This window comes from Paenibacillus albiflavus, assembly GCF_004344915.1.
GTDB lineage: Bacteria > Bacillota > Bacilli > Paenibacillales > NBRC-103111 > Paenibacillus_AM > Paenibacillus_AM albiflavus.
In genome coordinates this window covers 116,959-135,038 of record NZ_SKFG01000009.1, presented here as the reverse complement: position 1 = coordinate 135,038, position 18,080 = coordinate 116,959, and the positions used below count along the sequence as shown (strand labels likewise).

Genomic DNA, 18,080 nt, shown 5'->3' with positions numbered 1-18,080 from the left:
CTTGTTAAATTGATTCATATTGCCGCCCTAACCGTTTCTCTTTCGATCTCAAATACAAAACCTGCATCCATAAACCACAGCCTAGCAATAAGTTTGCGCCAATATTCACAAACACTGCACCTATAAAAGAATAAATAGGAATAACGATCAAATTAACTGCGATATGAAGAATCACGACTGAGAATTGAATTTTATTTCGTTGACTTTGAAATCCAGAACCCGTTAATAGATCTGCCGCAAAATAATTAATTGCCTTTAATAAGGGAATAACGGATAACCATTGTATCGCATACATCGCTTGCTGATATTCTGAGCCGAGTATATAAGGGATGAATGGAGCTATTAACAATAACAAAATCCCCGAAAGGGCACCAATAATGCATCCAGCAGGGAAGATTTTACGGCCAAACTTCCACCCGCCCTCTATGCCTGAAGCACCATGTTTAAAAAATCTTGCTGTCGAAGCTGCGAGCAAAGATCGTATTGGTGTAAACGATACATCTATTATTCGATAAGCAGATGTATAAATGGCCGCAGCCTCTACACTTGCCAAACGCGGAAGGAGCGTTTTATCAGAATCATTGAACATGCTTTGGGCAAACTGACTCATGCAAAAATGAATGCCAACCATCGCTTCCGACCAATATTTCGACAAGCTCAGAGAAGGGGCGCCCAGACTTATTGTGACAGCAATACAGCCGATCAAAGCACTTAGGACCGTACTAACCAAATAAAAAAGCCCCCATTCTTCAGGGACCGGACTTGATATAAACCAATGTAAGGAAACGACTGCCAGTAGTCTGCTTACACTTAAAAACACTTGAAGCAGCGAGGTCCAGAACATTTTTTCAAATGCCTGAAATGCTTGTGTACTTAAATCCAACAAGGGTAAAAATAATAAATCTGAGAAGGCAATCGAAATGACAAGCAGCAAAGAAATCGTTTCAGGAAATAAAATCTCTGAGAATCCGATCATCACCCCGATCATAGCGACACCTGACAAAGCTGTTATGAGCAAAGCATTCCCCCAAAAGACCGGAAAACTCCGATGATCAATAGCCACATGCTTCAGCAATAAAGTCCCCGTACCTAAACTTGTAAATTGGGATAAAATTGCCGTAAGTGCAACTACACCTGCAAAAGATCCGAATCCATTAGCACCTAAAGTTCTAGCTATTAATATAAAATAACCAGCTTGTATCAGGATTCTTGATCCCTGTCCTACAAGCATCCACAACGTATTTTTAACGAGTTGATTCGTTAGTAATTTGCTTTTGGATTGAATGATTCTCGTCGCCTTTGTCAGCATCATATTCATTTCTAGATATCTCCTAACTTAAGTAACAATGATTACCCTTAATCAATTCTTGATTAGATAACCAAAATTATAAAGTTAATCAATCAGTAATTGATTAAATAAACCACAAAGTCAATTTATAATACTAAACAGGGGCATCTAACCCCTCCTCACATCATACCCTTGACGATCAACGTCTAAGGCATCAACAGCCCACAGTATAACCGAGTATCTACAATGATAAAGGTACAGTAGATATTACCTGAAAACAGCCTGCTTTTTCATATCATTATGATTGATTAAATGGTTCTAATAATAATGATGATACCCGTTCATCTTTTGTGGTTTATGATTATTCAGTACAACGCCAAGCACATTGACATTGACACCTTCAAGCTGATTTTTAAGTTTCAGCACATCATCACGCCTCGTTTTGCCTGACTTAACAACGATGATTACGCCATCCGCTTTACTAGCAATTATTTTGGAGTCGGCAACGATTAAAGGCGGAGAATCAAATAGAACAAGATCGTATTGTTCCTTCAATTGCTCAATCAACTGAATGAACTTCGCAGAACCTAATAATTCGGATGGATTATAAGTTACGGGACCCGATGTGATGACATCAAGATTATGAATATACGTTTGATGAATGATGTTCTGGATATCGCTTTTCCTGCCCAAATAATTGGATAAACCCATTTCATTCCTGAGTTGAAAAATTTGATGCAAGGAAGATCGTCTCAAGTCGCCATCGATTAATAAAACCCGCTTCCCTTCATCAGCAAAAGTAATAGCCAAATTTACTAACGTCGTTGATTTGCCTTCACCTGGATTTGCAGAAATGACGGATATAACTTTTAACCCATCATCATTTATAAGAAACTGCAAGTTTGTTCTGAGCATCCGAAACGTTTCTGACACTGGCGATCTTGGATTAATACTGGCAATCATTGCCTGACGATTAATTTGTCGAAGCATATGTCTTCTCACCAACCTTTTCCTTCTGAAAACTGTCATGTTGATTAATCATTTTCAAATCATTACGATTCATTTTGTTGATAACAGCTAAGGTAGGGAGGCCAAGAAGGCGTTCGATATCACCTTCGTTTTTCAAAGTATCATCCAAGTGCTCCTTCAAGAAGGCTAGCCCCATCCCAAAAACCATTGAAATAATAAATGCAATTACGATATTAAGTAAAGGTGATGGACTTACCCGCTCAGGCTGCGCATGAATATCAGCTTCATTGAGTATCGTTATATTATTGACTTCAATGAGCTCAGGAATCTTCTTGCTAAACTGTTTGGTAATCGCATTAACGACTTCAACCGCAAGTGGGTAGGATTGATCTTTTACACTAAAAGTCATCACTTGTGAATCATTCGTATCCGTCACATTTATTTTGTCGATTAATTCCTTTGCTGTAAGCTTGAATTCAGGATGCTCCTCTGCAACACCCTTCATGATCCAATCTGTTTTCAATAAATCCTTATAGGTGCTCATGATTTTAATATTCGTCTCCACATCACCCATGTTAATTTCAGTTTGCCCATTCACTACACGTGTTTTGTTGACAATAATTTTGGTGGAAGCTTCATAGGTCGGTTTAGCAAACATGTAAAAATAAACGCCAACCAAAGTTGTAATCACAATGACAAACACTGCAATCAGCCAAAATCTTCTTCTTAAAGTTAAGAATATCGTTTTCAAATCAAAATCCATTGTGATCCCCCAAATTTCTTCAGCTTAGATTTTCTCAAGTAAAAAATCCGCTCTATTATAAAAACCTTTAAATTCACTCTTCATGATTTCAGTCAATTTATGATAACTTTCTCTTAAATAAAAACCTCGAGTCATCGTATTATGAGCATCAGAAGCAATAAAATGATGCAAACTCAGCTTGCAAATTTTCACTGCCGTTTTCTGTATCGTCCTTCCATTCAGGCCTAGCAGCGAGCTAGCGTTAACTTGAAGTAATAATCCTTTTTTAATCCATTCCGATAAAATGCTTGGTTTTTTTATCACATAGGAATAACGTTCTGGATGGGCGATTACAATCTGAATAGAGCGGCTGTACATGTCTGCGATAAATTCGTCAAAATAATCGGGTACATTTCTTTCAGGGAGCTCCACTAGCAAAAAAGATGAATTTCCGAGTTTTTGTAAATTTCCTTGCTCATATTGTTCTTTGTAATCCTCCGACAAATAAAATTCCTGGCCTGGCTTTACAACTAATGGAATGCTTCTGGCATGCAATATTTCATTCAGTATCGTGACTTGTTCAACAATTTTATTGGCAGAGTTGTAATAACGATTCTTTCCATGATGTGGCGTTGCAATTATCGTATGTATGCCATTATTTACCGCGACCATAGCCATCCGAAGTGATTCATCCCAGTCTCGAGGACCGTCGTCAACGAACGGAAGGATATGACAGTGAATATCAATCAACAATAACACCTTCCTTATTAAGGGAAAAATTAATGCATCCAATTCAGAATTATAGTAATATGAGATTAGTACAAGTTTTTTGCTACACGCATATATACATTTTGTATCATTCCTATACCACTAATTTAAGATACAATATGTAGCATGTCAAGTGAATTTTTCTGAATATTTGTTACGATTTGTATCTATTTGACATAAAGTTAGCGACACACTTCTTCATTCAGTTGTAATCATGACATCTAAGGGGGCAAATATGAGTTACGGTAATCGAATCGCGGAGCTTCGGGAAGAGAGGGGTTGGACGCAGGAATATTTAGCAGCCCTCCTTAAGATTACGAGAGCTGCATTATCTCATTATGAAAAAAATCGTCGTAAGCCTGATTTTGAAACGTTAACGCAGTTAGCTGATCTATTCCAAGTTTCAACCGACTACCTGATTGGAAGAACAGCTATACCGACGAATACGTTAGATAACGAGGTTCAACAATTCGCAGATGATTTGGAGCTTTCAGATGCGGATCTATTAGATAAATACAGCTTGATGGTTGACGGCCGCAAATTAACAGCGGAAGAGACGAAACGGTTTATTGCCTTTGTCCGCGCTGAGCGGATGATGTCTCCATAAATTCCTCTTGCCACCGATCTAGCTTTATCCCTAATTGGGTTAATATCATATGTATGTCTAGCTCGATCTTGGCTTGCCTCACATCAATGATGTTATTTTGCGCATATACGTTTTGCATTTCTTCATTCATCATGGTTGAGAACCTCACTTATATATGAATTACCCTTTTTCCAGTGGTACGCTTAATTATAGCTTACAACTCATGGTAATATTGTCAGTTTCTGATTGTCAGCAAAAAAACAATTCTTCTATTTTTGTCGAAAAGATCAACCCATTTTATAAACGCAAAAAAAACCTGTCACCCTAATGCTGCATTAGGATGACAGGTTTTTTAAATAGATCTTATACTTCTACGATTTGAACAGATTCCATTACATCGCGGCCTTTGAATTCATCAACGAATTCCATACCTTTTACTACCTTACCGAAAACAGTATGCACGCCATCAAGGTGCGGCTGTGGTGCGTAGCAGATATAGAATTGGCTTCCGCCAGTATTGCGACCAGCATGTGCCATTGCTAAAGTTCCACGTTCATGCTTGTTTGGATTGATTTCGCAGTTGATTTGGTAGCCAGGGCCGCCAGTACCGGAGCCATTTGGGCAACCGCCTTGAGCTACGAAGCCAGGGATTACACGGTGGAAAGTTAGTCCATTGTAAAACCCAGAATTCGCTAGCTTCTCGAAGTTAGCTACTGTATTTGGTGCGTCTTGATCGAATAAGTCAATAACGACCTTGCCGCCGCCTTGCATTGTGATATGAGCTTGTTTAGCCATTGTTGTTATTCACTCCTTATGTATGATGAGATGTGTTTATTGTACACGATTACACTAGCCTACACAAATAATCGGCAGAAATCAATCTATAATTGAATAAGAAAATAATCATAGCTGCTTACAGTTTGAAACCCACACGATAAATAGAGACCGAGCGCACCTTCATTACTCACAGATACTTCCAAAGCACTGTTGTATTGACCCAATTCCTCAATGCCGTATGCGATCGTTTGCTTCAGGATATTGCGTCCATGTCCCTTGCCTTGATATTCGGACGCTACGCAAAAACCAAATATAAAAATTTGATTTGGTTGCAGCATCACACCAAGCTTAGCGATCGGCACACCATCTAACTCAGCGATTAGATTAATGTCGTCGCTTGAGTTCAAGGAACCCGTTACCCATTCTACAGATTCCTCATAAGACATCGAGAAGCCCGATTGATTTAACTTATGCAATATTTCAGCATCGTCAATAGTTGCTGTTCTTAAACGCGTACGCGCTTCTGAGATTACGGGTGCTGCTTGATTATGACGTTCCATATAATACTCAGAGAAAGAATACGACGCATTTGCCTGCTGAACGAACGCTTTCCCCGATTCCGAGCTGCCCGGACTTATGAGCAGCATTCTACTAAACTTCCGATTTCTAGACTCCACGATCGCACGATCTAATAGACTCCTAAACAAGCCTCTACGTCGATAATCTGGATGAATGAGTCCACTAACTTCAACTTCAGCACTCCCAAAAGAATAGAGCCCTAGAAATCCAACAATCTGCCCATCTTGATACATGAGAAAATCATTGGTCTCATCGCTGTTTCTTTCCGAGAGTGTATTCCAATTCAGCTTCATCCGAAGTCCGTCATGAGCAAGACAAGCTTGCGACAATAATCTAACTTGTTCTAATTCATTCGGATTCAACTGTTTACTTGCTACGATTCCATTTAATTTTTCCAAACTACCCCTCCATTTGCAATCGCAAATTATTGTTCACGTAGAAACATGAGGTCGATAAAGTTATCTAGCGTTATAGCGCCAAAATACCCTTGGATGTTAACGTCGTCTAATGCTTCACGAACCTCAGTTTCTTCGTATTTAACCCCTTGCAGCTTACTTTCTAGCTCAGAGACATCCTCTACACCGAAGAAATCCCCAAATACTTTCATACCTTTAATGCGTCCTTCGGCAACATCCATCCTTAAATCAATAATACCGACAGGGAACCGCTTCATATTCTGAATATTGCTCTTTGGCGAGTAGCCATAGTTCCAATCCCAGTTCTGATAACGTTCTTCTGAGATCTGGTTAATCTTGACCCAATCTTCATCCGTTAACCGATACTGCGGCACTTCTTCAGGATTCATGCCAAAAATCTTGCGAAGCAGCTCCTGCTTGAACTGTTCTATCGTCATCTCCTGCTGCAAGAACTCCGATATATTAGCTACACGGCTGCGAATTGATTTCGTCCCTTTGGACTGAATCTTGGCAGCATTAACTTTAAGCGCAGATACTACATGCTCGATTTCCGAATCAAACAAGAGCGTACCATGACTGAACATACGTCCTTTGGTCACAAATTGTGCATTACCTGAAATCTTGCGTTCACCCACTTGGATATCATTCCGTCCCGTAAGCTCACACTCGACTCCAAGCTCATTCAACGCTTGTACGACTGGTTGGGTAAATTTACGGAAATTATGAAAGGACTGTCCATCATCCTTGGTGATGAAGCTAAAGTTCAAATTACCCAAATCATGATAAACAGCACCGCCGCCAGATAGCCTACGAATGACGTGAATGCCGTTATCTTGCACATATTCCGCATTGATCTCTTCTATCGTATTCTGATTCTTACCGATAATGATCGATGGTTCATTAATATAAAATAACAAGTAGCTATCATCTAGAGGAAGATTCCTTAACACATATTCTTCAATAGCTAGATTTATTTTGGGATTCGTATTCTTTTGATTGTCGATAAACAGTAACATAAGCTATTCCTCCATAAATGAAATCAGTTTCAATTATACCAGATTAGCCAAGAAGAAACAGTTATACCGTCTTAAAGACGGTGAACTCTGTACCTATACAGCTCCGCTGGTTACCATTTTCAATCGTTCAGGGATCACATCATTCGCGACGATATCTTGAAATGATTCGCGCTTGATTACAACGTCTGCTTGGCCGTTCTGTACGAACACAACCGCAGGTTTGCGAATTCGGTTATAATTGCTTGCCATTGCGTAGTTATATGCACCCGTACAGGATACTGCCAGCAAATCACCAGACTCTACATTTGGTAGATTCACATCCCATATGAGCATATCGCCGCTTTCACAGCATTTACCTGCAATAGACACAATCTCTGCATTCGGCTCTGTTGCGCGATTAGCTAGCATCGCCTCATAGGTTGCATCATATAAAGCGGGTCTAGGATTATCCGTCATTCCGCCATCAACGGATACATACTTGCGCACACCGGGAATATCCTTATGTGTTCCAACTGTATATAACGTTGTTCCCGAGTCACCGACGATAGAACGACCTGGTTCCACCCAAATTTCGGGAAGCGGATAATCTTGTGCGGCAAAATTATGCTTGATCGCATCCGTAATCGCCTTCACATATTGAGATACAGGCAGTGGCGTATCCCCTTCCATATAGCGAATACCAAAGCCACCGCCAAGATTAATAACCTTGAATACAACTTTTAATTTATTGCGCACTTCGGCAGCGAATAGAGCAACCTTATCTGTCGCCATCTTGAAGCCTTCCACTTCAAAAATTTGTGATCCAATATGAGAATGTACACCTAGTAAGGACAGGTTTGACAACTCAGATGCTTCTTGCACCGCACGGAAGGCAGATCCATTGCCGAGATCGAATCCAAACTTGGAATCCGTTTGACCTGTCGAAATATACTCATGCGTATGAGCTTCTACACCTGGTGTAATGCGCAGCAGAATATTAACCGTCTTCCCTTTTTCTCCTGCAATAGCATTAAGCATCTGAAGCTCAACAAAATTATCCACTACAATGCAGCCAATACCGGCATCTATTGCCATGTCTATTTCTTGCGGTGTTTTATTATTCCCATGAAAATGAATCCGCTCCACAGGGAATCCAGCCTGGATAGCTGTATACAATTCGCCATCTGATACAACATCAAGCGATAACCCTTCTTCCTGTGCAATACGACACATCGCCATGACACAGAATGCTTTGCTTGCATATGCCACTTGAAACCGTAAACCAGACAAGCGGAATGCTTGCATGAACTCCTGACAGCGCTGACGTATTAACCCTTCATCCATCACATAAAGAGGTGTTCCGTATTGAGCAGCCAGCTCAGTTGCGTCTACCCCTCCAATTTCTAAATGTCCTTGACTATTTATCGTACTTGTCCCATGTAAATACATTATGTTATCCCCTCTCCCCATTACACAACCGATCTGCAATATCTTCTCTGTATGTCTTATCTCTACAAATATATCGCTCAACTAAAATTAGCACAATTTTTACAATGTTGACAATATGGTTAGATTAATTATTCTGCTTTGTATGATCCAAAGGCTTTACTAAAGAAGGTCGTTTATTATCTTTTTTCACAGGCCATCGAATGAGAATAGCCATCATACCATTGAAGTTAAATGGGATGAAGGGCCACATATATGGCGAGTTATAGGAACGCAATCTAACCAGATAGATAAGCCAAAGTGTAGTTCCAACTACAAACCCCGAAACCCCAAATATCGATGTCACGATTAGCAAAGCAAGTCTTACAAGACGATTTGCCAAGCCCAGCTCATAGCTTGGGGTTGCAAATGTGCCAAGCACAGCCACAGCTAAATAGAGAATGACCTCATTGATAAATAATCCTGTTTTGACTGCTATATCCCCAATTAGAATAGCTGCAACAAGACCCATTGCTGTTGCCAATGGTGAAGGAGTATGTACAGACGCCATCCGCATCAGATCAATTCCTAACTCAGCGAACAGAAACTGCACCAGAACTGGTATTTCACTCATTTTTTTAGGGCCGATAAAATCCAGGAATGGTGGTTTAAGCTCAGGGTGAACGACAAGCAGGTACCATAATGGAAGTAAAAATATGGAGACCATAACCCCAATAAATCGGACCCATCGCAAATAGGTACCAACCACCGGCGCTTCACGCGACTCTTCGGCATGTTGCAAATGATGAAAGAACGTTGCTGGAAATACCATGACGCTTGGTGAAGTATCAACAAATATCGTAATATGCCCTTCTAGTAAATGTGCTGCAACCACATCAGGACGCTCGGAGTATCGTACAAGTGGATATGGACTCCAACTGCTCTTCTCAATCATCGCTTCCTCAAGCTGCTTCTCAGCAAGGGGCAACCCATCAATAGTAATATTGTTGATTCGGTTGTGAATTGCTTTAACTAGTGTTGGATCTGCGATATCCTTGATATAGCCGATGCATACATCCGTTGAAGTTCGTAGTCCAACCTTCGTGGTTTCAAATCGCAGCTTAGGATCACGAATCCGTCTTCTCACAAGAGAGGTATTGACGACTAGCGATTCAACAAATCCATCTCGAGATCCACGAACTACACGTTCCAAATCAGGCTCTTCCGTCGACCGACTTGGGTAATTCTTCATATCGACCATTAGCGCAGTTTCTTCTCCCTCAAAGAAAACTGCAGTCGATCCTGTAAAGACAGCACCGATTATTTCGGTAAGTGTACGGAAAGGCTGAACCTGTATATGGGGAATTATCAGCTTAGAGAAGGCATCTGTTAAACTCATGCCTTCAGGTATTTCTGATGTATAGGAAAATCTCTCGATCATCAACGTTATTAACTCATCATTAGAGAGTCCGTTCAAGCATAATATCGCTGTCTTGGCACCGCAAAATACCATTTCGCGTAAATTAATATCATACGAGGTCTTAAAGCCGATCCGCTCTCCGAGTACATCTTTTAGCTCGTCTATGCTAACTGGGATCGGATCTGAATTTGCAGCCTTTGGACATTCTGACTTGTTATCTTCAGCATTATGTTTACGCATACGCTCGATTAATTTCTCCATTTATGTTCACCTCATTAATAGAACAACCATTCAAATAAAGAACCCGCTACCTTGCCAATCACCATTGCCATAAGCAGCCAAACCATATAGGATTCCATTCCGATTCGTTTGGCGAGGATAGGAAGGACATTGACTACCTCTGTTAATGCAGCAGCTAGCATACCAACAAAGCAGCCTGCAAATACGCCAAATATACAGGTAATGATTGTAGGCAGCATGAACTTCATATCATGGAAATCTGTTAAAGTAAAAAAAATCGATCCCACGATCACTGCCTCTTCATATCGCTGCAAATAAGCTACAGATCTTGTCAGTTGGGTAAGTCTTGGGATGATGTCGAGGACAACCAGAAATGCAACCATCCCGCTTCCTACAGCAATCCCCCCCGATAAACCAATGATAATCATAAGAATGCCGCCTAACCATTCACTCACTTTACTTTCACGCTTTCCTTTTTTTTCTGGTACTCCTCCATAATGACATATTGGTTCACGTTTTCTTGGTACATAAACATTTCGACCTCAAGCGGACTTGGCTCTTCGTTGAATTTTTTCTTAAAGAGATGATTGAAAAAAAGGATCATTCCTACACCAATCCCAATAGAATACGGAATTTGCAGCAATAAGGGACGTTCTACGGAACGACCTGTAATCATTTCATATATTCGCTTATGGACAGCTGCCATACTCACATCTGCATGGAAATTCATTATTGTTAATCCTGCGCCAATGAATAACACGACCCACACAAGTGCAATGAGGGGCAAGCTCGATCGACGCCTAATTGGCCCAATCTCCAGAAGCACATGAGGCTCACCAAACAGCTGAATTTGCATGCTTGGGATCACCTCTCGAATCCGATTGGTAATCAGGATCATATCAATAAGAACGCGATTACCATCCCTTCTTATCGGTGTATAAATAATCAGGTCGTCTAAGGTATCCTCATATTCTGGAGGTGTAACCAGTTCGGCAATATCTTTGAGCTTAACCGTTCGACCTCTAGTAATTTGGACCACACGACGCAGTCGCATGTATAGAATCGGAAGTGTGTTACTCATGATTTTCGCTATCCTCCCTCACAATCCTATTTCAGGAATAGTATGCTAACAGAGGAAGGTTTGTATCCATACAAGAAGAAATGGTTTCACCGTCCGTATAAGCGGTGCATTTCTTAAGGTATTACTTAGAATTTATGACACGAATGTTATAAATTCTATAATACAAAAAACCAGATCGCTCATTGAGCAATCTGGTCCCTGATTAATTGCAATATTTTCTTCTCCAGCCTCGATACTTGTACCTGTGATATACCTAGTCTTGCAGCAACTTCTGATTGCGTCTGATCTCGGTAATACCTGAGATACACGATTAAACGTTCACGCTCCGATAATCCACCGATTGCTTCATTTAATGCCAGCTTATCGAACCATTTTTCCTGAGACTCATCCGCAATTTGATCCATCAACGTGATTGGATCTCCATCATTCTCGAACACAGTCTCATGAATCGAAGAAAGTGGTTTATTCGCCTCTTGAGCAAAGACAACCTCTTCTGGCGTAATGCCAAGCTGTTCCGCAACCTCATTCAGCGTAGGTAATCTTCCAAGAGTTTTGGATAGCTCATCCTTCATCTTACGAACTTTATTCGCTAGCTCCTTCAGCGATCGGCTGACCTTAAGCGTGCCATCATCCCGCAAGAATCGCTGAATCTCACCAATGATCATCGGCACAGCATAGGTCGAGAATTTCACTTCATAAGAAAGATCAAATTTATCAACTGATTTCAGCAGCCCGATGCAGCCAATTTGGAACAAGTCCTCTGCTTCATAGCCCCTATTGAGGAAGCGTTGAACTACGGACCAGACCAACCTGACGTTACATCCGACAAGCGTCTCTCTAGCCACTCTATCACCAGACTGACTAAGCGCAATCAGCCTTTTTACTTCACCATCGTCCAAATAGCTATGCGATCCGTGTTTCAAATCAACTTCCATAGATTTATCCTCTCAAGTTTACGCAGTATAGTAAAACTTAGTTATATAAAGCATGATTAGAGGCTATTCGCTTGGTCATCGTGATCTTCGTACCAGTTCCAATCTTTGATTCGATCTCTACATGGTCCATAAAATTCTCAATTATCGTAAAGCCCATTCCCGAACGCTCAAGCTCTGGTTTAGAAGTGTATAACGGCTGTCTAGCGGAATCTAGATCTTCTATCCCCACACCATAATCTTCAATCGTGATCTTAACGCTTTCTTGATCAATTTCAGCTCTGATCGAGATAACGCCATCTGTACGATTCTCGTAGCCATGGATAATACTGTTCGTCACCGCTTCGGATACGACGGTTTTGATATCCGTAAGCTCATTCATATTCGGATCAAGCTGAGCGATAAAAGCGCCAACTGCGACACGAGCAAAGGATTCATTCTCTGAACGCGAAGCAAATTCCAAATGCATAAAGTTATGATCTATCCTTCTATTCATAGTGCGACCTCCAGACTGGCTAACGCCGCACGTTCACTATCTTCGAACGTGATTATTTTGAATAATCCTGATAGCTCGAATAGACGATTCACTGCTGGATTTACATGGCAGATGACGAGTTTACCGCCTCTGCTTGTTACTTGCTTGTAACGCCCGAGAATAACGCCAAGCCCTGAGCTATCCATGAATGATAGATCCCTTAGACTTAGAACCAAATGAAAGGCGTCTCCGTTATTGATTGCTTCCTCCATCCGTGCTCTTACCACATCAGAAGTGTGATGATCCAATTCACCTTTTAACCTTACGATTAATGCGCGTCTATGCTGCTCGAATTCAATTTGCAAACTCATTGTGTGTTCACTCCCAAACGTTCGCGGTGCCTAGAGCTTAAGCTGTTCCTGCATCCGCTTGATGAACACTGAATTCTACCCCAGCATACCAATCTCCTGCCTCATTACAAAACTAGAAGAAATCTGCTAAAACTAGACAAGCCTCACTAGAACATCTGGGAAATCGAGCGTTTGAATAACGTCCACCAGCCAGCCTTACCTACTGCAAGTGGAGATTCTAATGGATATTCCGCTAGCTGTTGATCCCCTTTATATACAATAAGTTTGCCTATTGACTGCCCCTGTGCGATTGGTGCACGCAAATCCGAATTGATCTGCACTTCGTGTCTGATTCCTTCTGTAGACTCGCCCTTCTTCATAAGCACAGAATAATGCTGTTTAGCAATGAGGGGTACGGAGCTTACATCCCCTTTTGTTACCTTAAAGGAGCCCAGCTCATCTCCCGATTTGAAAATCGAATAATTCATATATTGAGCAAAAGCATAATCGAACATTCTAGTTACTTCGGCATTACGTGTTTTGGTATTCGGCTCACCAAGCACAACTGCGATAATGCGGAAGTTATCTCTCTTGGCCGTTGCAGATAAACAAAATTTAGCTTCGCTCGTGTAGCCTGTTTTAAGTCCATCAGCACCTGAGTAGAATCGGACTAATTTATTCGTATTCACAAGCCAGAATGGCTTCTCAGAATCCTTGCGTAGATAGTCTTGATACGAACTCGTAAATTTCGTAATGATCGGGTGCTTCAATAGCTCACGCGACATAATGGCAATATCATAAGCTGTCGTAAAATGGTTCTGGGCAGGCAATCCATTACAATTGACAAAATGGGTATTTTTCATCCCTAATTGCTCTGCGCGTTCATTCATCATCTGGACAAAATTCTCTTCAGAACCCGCGATCTTCTCGGCCATTGCAACAGAAGCATCATTGCCTGAAGCCATCGCAATTCCTTTGAGCATATCCTGTACTGTCATCTCTTCGCCGGGTTGAAGGAATATCTGCGATCCACCCATGGAGGCTGCATATTCACTAGTTGTTACTTTCTCATCCAGCGTAATTTTACCTGAATCAATTGCCTCCATAATGAGTACCATGGTCATAATCTTGGTTATAGAAGCTGGCGGTAATTTGACATCTTTATTCTTACCCTGAATGATCGTTCCTGTATCTGCATCCATCAGTACGGCTGACTGTGCATTTGGAGTTAAATCGACCTGCTGCTGCGGCTTCTTGATCGGCTCAGCCAATACAAGACCTGACCCTAATAGAAATACAAGAGGAATACATAGTAAACAGGCTACCAATTTCTTAAGCAAAATAAACAACCCCCTGTTAATCTTGTTGAATAAACGATCCAAATGGCAATCTTCTCACTATTCTTTACTAAAATGGATATATATATACGAAATCCCTTTATATTGTTTATTAACGCCAAAAAGAGAGGGCGATAGCCCTCTCTCCGAGTTTAAATGTTTAATTATTCAACAATGAATGTTGAATGCATATCTGCATGTCCCTGTCCGCACATTAAAGAACATCTTAACGTGTACGTACCTGGTTTATCGAACGTAACTTCTTTTGAAGCGTTCGCTTTGTCTAGCTTAATGTCCAAGCCATCGATTTCCATTGCATGAACACCATCGGCATTGCTAAATTTAAGAAGCCAAGTTTCACCTTGCTTAACCTTATATTCAGGTTTATCAAAGTGGAAGTTAGATGCAGTAATCTTAATGGATTTACCTGCTTCTTTCTTCTCTTGTTCAGCAAGGGCGGAACGTTCCGAAATACTCGAATATAGGACGCCTACGCCCAGCACAATCGCTACGATCAATAATACAGACATAAGCCACTTGTACATTGTTAATCCCCCCATTAATTTGTCACTACTATTGTACATGAGATTTCTGAAAAGCTCATATATTTCAAACTATTAAAAAAGAAAGTTTTGTGACAATATGAGGTAAGTCATTGCTACAGCTTTTCAATTACACCAAGAACAAGATTTAAGAATTTCGCTTTGACTCGCTCTGTCGTTTCCATTACCTCCGCATGAGACAAAGGTTGATCCAGAATGCCAGCTGCCATATTCGATACGCAGGAGAACCCTAGCACCTTAAGTCCAGCGTGACGCGCAACAATAACTTCCGATACGGTAGACATCCCTACAACGTCTGCACCTAATGTCCGAAGCATGCGAATTTCAGCAGGAGTCTCATATGTTGGTCCAAGAAGTCCCGCATATACACCCTCGCGAATTGCAAAATTCTGAGCTTCAGCTACTTGAAGCGCCAACTGGCGAAGCTCTCTCGTGTAAGCAGTTGACATATCTGGGAATCTGTCTCCTAGCTCAGGATCATTCGGTCCAATCAGCGGATTGTTGCCAGTCATATTCAGATGATCCGTAATCACCATCAGATCACCAGGCTCAAATGAGGTATTAATGCCGCCTGCAGCATTCGTAACGATTAACGTTTCAACACCGAGCTGCTTCATCACGCGAATCGGGAATGTTACCGTATCTACACCATAGCCTTCATATTGATGAAAGCGACCTTTCATCATGACAACCTGCTTGCCTTTAACCTCACCGATAACAAGCTCCCCGGCATGCCCTTCTACTGTAGAAACCGGAAAATGCGCGATATCCTTATAGTTAATCACGATTGGATTCTCGATTAGGTCCGCTAGAATTCCAAGCCCAGAGCCTAGAATAAGTCCTATCTGAGGCTTAATATCTGTTATCTTCGCAATAGATGCTGCTGCTTCAAGTATTTGTTCTTTCCCTTTACGCACTTCCATTCAACGTGCCCCCATATTTTGATTATTGTAACTCAGCCAAAAAGCTTGTACCTATTCCTGTTCCTTCTGTACCAAAAATATCTGCGACCGTCGCACCAAGATCGGCATAAGTAGCACGAATACCGAGTGAACCCATCTGCTTAAACCTTGGGCTGTAGACTAATAATGGCACATATTCTCTCGTATGATCAGTTCCTGCATGAATGGGATCATTCCCATGATCCGCCGTTAGAATAAGCAGATCGTTCTTTCCAATTCGCTCCATAATTTGAGGTAAATAAGCATCAAATTCTTCTAATGCTTTACCATACCCAATCGGATCACGACGATGTCCGTACAAGGAATCAAAGTCCACTAAATTCGTAAACACCATCCCATTAAAATCGCGACCCAAGATGTCAATCGTTTGCTCGATACCGTCTAAATTACTTTTCGTATGTGTGGCTGCCGTAACACCCTCGCCAGTATAAATATCGTTGATTTTGCCTACTGCAATAACGTCCTTACCCGCATCTTTAAGCTTATTCATGACAGTTGGCGCTGGTGGTTTCACTGCATAGTCATGTCGATTGGAAGTACGCTTAAAGGAGCCAGGTTGTCCTAGATATGGTCTAGCGATAACGCGTCCGACGGAGAACTCTTCCTTAAGCGTTAATTTACGTGCAATCTCACATGCACGATACAGCTCTTCAAGTGGAATAATTTCTTCATGCGCAGCAAGCTGGAAAACACTATCCCCTGAAGTATAGACAATCCATGCACCCGTCTTCATCTGTTCTTCGCCAAGCTCGTCCAAAATTTCAGTTCCTGAAGCAGGCTTGTTGCCGATCACTTTGCGTCCCGTTTCTTGCTCGAATTGATCGATCAATTCCTTAGGAAATCCATTTGGGTATGTATTAAAAGGTTTGGTAATCTCCAATCCCATGATCTCCCAATGACCTGTCATCGTGTCTTTTCCAACTGAAATCTCATTCATCTTGCCATAATAGGCTGCAGGCTGCTCCGCAGATGCAATTCCATGCAGAGGAGCAATATTGCTTAAACCAAGCTTCGCCATATGAGGGACCTTCAGCTCCATACGCTCTGCGATATGACCTAGTGTATGCGCACCTTCGTCACCAAACTTAGGAGCATCAGGAAGCTCACCAATTCCTACACTATCCAGTACGATTAAACAAACTCTTTGAAATGTCATAAGAACCTCCAATTAAGCAGATTTGGTTCTATTATCTCATTTAAATCATGACTTAGCAAAATCATTCTCCATACCAATAAAACAGCTTCAAACGATCCGCAATCGATTCATTTTCTTGAATCCCATTATGGCTAAATACCTTAACCGATTTGCCGCTAGGCTGATGATATTTATCAAGAGGCTGTATCCAATCGCCTACAAATGACATCACATGATATAACGCATATGTAAGGAAAACGAACATCACAATAAACTTCAACCGACTAAGCCATTTACGATACAAAAAAATCATACAAGAATCCCTCCTATACAAATCATAAGATTAGGACAAATGTATGATTAATGTAAGCAAGATATGACACCATACCAGAAAAAACGGTTTCACCTTCTTTAAGGACGGATGCGTTCCTTAAGCGGAAGGTTGATCGTTAAGACTTGTTTCATTGCCGGAATGTTTCTCCGCACACTCACTGCAAATACCTTGAAAATCTAAACGATGATCAATTACCTTAAACTTAAACTCTCGGAATAAGCGGTCTTCCAAAGGCAATAACCAATCTTCTTTAATTTCCTTAACCGAACCGCATTCAACACAAATCAAATGATGATGATGGTGATGATTATCATCACTACGCAAGTCGTATCTCGCCACACCATCGCCAAAATTCAATTTCTCCAGAACATGCAATTCACTTAGTAATTCTAACGTTCTATAAACTGTAGCCAATCCGATTTCAGGAGCAATATCTTTAACCAGCATATACACTTCTTCGGCGCTGAGATGATCCTGCTCATTCTCCAGTAGTATTCGCACCGTTGCCTCGCGTTGCGGTGTCAGCTTAAACCCCTGCGATTGCAATTGTTGTTTAATTTTCTCAATCCGTGACTCCATGCTTCTCCCCCTCGGTAACCGTACACAAGAAGAAACGGTTTCCCCGCTAAACAAGCTGATTCAATCGTCTTCTATATTACTTTTATTATAGAATTAGGAGGAAGGCAAGTCAAACATACTTTAAGTA

The 18,080-nt window shown here is 41.2% G+C and carries 21 protein-coding genes; 1 reads left to right on the top strand and 20 read right to left on the bottom strand.

Annotated features, from left to right (window positions below; genetic code table 11):
- Positions 1–4 precede the first annotated feature (4 nt).
- The 4 genes from E0485_RS10975 to E0485_RS10960 all read right to left on the bottom strand — a co-directional run bounded on the left by E0485_RS10975 (position 5) and on the right by E0485_RS10960 (position 3,752).
- Positions 5–1,318, bottom strand: a complete 1,314-nt coding sequence (locus E0485_RS10975) for an oligosaccharide flippase family protein (protein ID WP_132418080.1) — start codon at positions 1,316–1,318, stop codon at positions 5–7.
- 288 nt (positions 1,319–1,606) lie between these two features.
- The gene (locus tag E0485_RS10970; protein ID WP_132418079.1) at positions 1,607–2,278 is read right to left on the bottom strand and encodes a CpsD/CapB family tyrosine-protein kinase; all 672 of its coding nucleotides are present in this window, start codon (positions 2,276–2,278) and stop codon (positions 1,607–1,609) included.
- Positions 2,262–3,020, bottom strand: coding sequence for a YveK family protein (locus E0485_RS10965; protein ID WP_132418078.1), 759 nt, complete (start codon positions 3,018–3,020; stop codon positions 2,262–2,264). Before E0485_RS10965 ends, E0485_RS10970 begins: the two co-directional genes overlap by 17 nt.
- Positions 3,021–3,044: 24 nt before the next feature.
- A complete protein-coding gene (locus tag E0485_RS10960) occupies positions 3,045–3,752 on the bottom strand; it encodes a tyrosine-protein phosphatase (RefSeq protein ID WP_132418077.1) in 708 nt (235 codons plus the stop codon).
- Between the two features lie 250 nt (positions 3,753–4,002).
- Between E0485_RS10960 and E0485_RS10955 the strand changes: the two genes are divergently transcribed.
- Complete coding sequence (locus tag E0485_RS10955; protein ID WP_132418076.1) at positions 4,003–4,374, top strand: helix-turn-helix domain-containing protein; 372 nt, start codon at positions 4,003–4,005, stop codon at positions 4,372–4,374.
- Positions 4,375–4,716: 342 nt separating this feature from the next.
- On the opposite strand, the gene E0485_RS10950 is transcribed toward E0485_RS10955, so the two are convergent.
- The 16 genes from E0485_RS10950 to fur all read right to left on the bottom strand — a co-directional run bounded on the left by E0485_RS10950 (position 4,717) and on the right by fur (position 17,953).
- Positions 4,717–5,148, bottom strand: coding sequence for a peptidylprolyl isomerase (locus E0485_RS10950; RefSeq protein ID WP_132418075.1), 432 nt, complete (start codon positions 5,146–5,148; stop codon positions 4,717–4,719).
- Between the two features lie 86 nt (positions 5,149–5,234).
- A complete protein-coding gene (locus E0485_RS10945) occupies positions 5,235–6,107 on the bottom strand; it encodes a GNAT family N-acetyltransferase (RefSeq protein ID WP_132418074.1) in 873 nt (290 codons plus the stop codon).
- A 26-nt stretch (positions 6,108–6,133) separates the two neighbouring features.
- Positions 6,134–7,141 carry a lipoate--protein ligase gene (locus E0485_RS10940; RefSeq protein WP_132418073.1) on the bottom strand — a complete coding sequence of 336 codons (1,008 nt, stop codon included), beginning with the start codon at positions 7,139–7,141 and terminating at the stop codon, positions 6,134–6,136.
- Positions 7,142–7,234: 93 nt separating this feature from the next.
- The gene (gene lysA / locus E0485_RS10935) at positions 7,235–8,569 is read right to left on the bottom strand and encodes a diaminopimelate decarboxylase (RefSeq protein ID WP_132418072.1); all 1,335 of its coding nucleotides are present in this window, start codon (positions 8,567–8,569) and stop codon (positions 7,235–7,237) included.
- A gap of 124 nt (positions 8,570–8,693) precedes the next feature.
- Entirely contained in the window at positions 8,694–10,226 is a 1,533-nt protein-coding gene (locus E0485_RS10930) for a spore germination protein (protein WP_132418071.1), read from the bottom strand.
- A 14-nt stretch (positions 10,227–10,240) separates the two neighbouring features.
- Positions 10,241–10,660: a stage V sporulation protein AB gene (locus E0485_RS10925; protein WP_328591302.1), complete on the bottom strand. Its 420-nt coding sequence runs from the start codon at positions 10,658–10,660 to the stop codon at positions 10,241–10,243.
- A complete protein-coding gene (locus E0485_RS10920) occupies positions 10,657–11,289 on the bottom strand; it encodes a stage V sporulation protein AA (RefSeq protein ID WP_132418070.1) in 633 nt (210 codons plus the stop codon). The genes E0485_RS10925 and E0485_RS10920 overlap by 4 nt, the downstream gene beginning before the upstream one ends.
- Before the next feature lie 176 nt (positions 11,290–11,465).
- Positions 11,466–12,221: an RNA polymerase sporulation sigma factor SigF gene (sigF, locus tag E0485_RS10915; protein WP_132418069.1), complete on the bottom strand. Its 756-nt coding sequence runs from the start codon at positions 12,219–12,221 to the stop codon at positions 11,466–11,468.
- Positions 12,222–12,258: 37 nt separating this feature from the next.
- Positions 12,259–12,714, bottom strand: coding sequence for an anti-sigma F factor (spoIIAB, locus tag E0485_RS10910; protein ID WP_132418068.1), 456 nt, complete (start codon positions 12,712–12,714; stop codon positions 12,259–12,261).
- Positions 12,711–13,064 carry an anti-sigma F factor antagonist gene (spoIIAA, locus tag E0485_RS10905; RefSeq protein WP_132418067.1) on the bottom strand — a complete coding sequence of 118 codons (354 nt, stop codon included), beginning with the start codon at positions 13,062–13,064 and terminating at the stop codon, positions 12,711–12,713. Before spoIIAA ends, spoIIAB begins: the two co-directional genes overlap by 4 nt.
- A gap of 146 nt (positions 13,065–13,210) precedes the next feature.
- A complete protein-coding gene (locus E0485_RS10900) occupies positions 13,211–14,383 on the bottom strand; it encodes a D-alanyl-D-alanine carboxypeptidase family protein (protein ID WP_132418066.1) in 1,173 nt (390 codons plus the stop codon).
- Positions 14,384–14,544: 161 nt separating this feature from the next.
- A complete protein-coding gene (locus E0485_RS10895) occupies positions 14,545–14,925 on the bottom strand; it encodes a cupredoxin domain-containing protein (protein WP_132418065.1) in 381 nt (126 codons plus the stop codon).
- A 113-nt stretch (positions 14,926–15,038) separates the two neighbouring features.
- Positions 15,039–15,866: a purine-nucleoside phosphorylase gene (locus E0485_RS10890; RefSeq protein ID WP_132418064.1), complete on the bottom strand. Its 828-nt coding sequence runs from the start codon at positions 15,864–15,866 to the stop codon at positions 15,039–15,041.
- Positions 15,867–15,888: 22 nt separating this feature from the next.
- Positions 15,889–17,061 carry a phosphopentomutase gene (gene deoB, locus E0485_RS10885; RefSeq protein ID WP_132418063.1) on the bottom strand — a complete coding sequence of 391 codons (1,173 nt, stop codon included), beginning with the start codon at positions 17,059–17,061 and terminating at the stop codon, positions 15,889–15,891.
- A gap of 61 nt (positions 17,062–17,122) precedes the next feature.
- Positions 17,123–17,353, bottom strand: a complete 231-nt coding sequence (locus E0485_RS10880) for a DUF4227 family protein (RefSeq protein WP_132418062.1) — start codon at positions 17,351–17,353, stop codon at positions 17,123–17,125.
- A gap of 117 nt (positions 17,354–17,470) precedes the next feature.
- Positions 17,471–17,953: a ferric iron uptake transcriptional regulator gene (fur, locus tag E0485_RS10875; protein WP_132418061.1), complete on the bottom strand. Its 483-nt coding sequence runs from the start codon at positions 17,951–17,953 to the stop codon at positions 17,471–17,473.
- Positions 17,954–18,080: the final 127 nt, after the last annotated feature.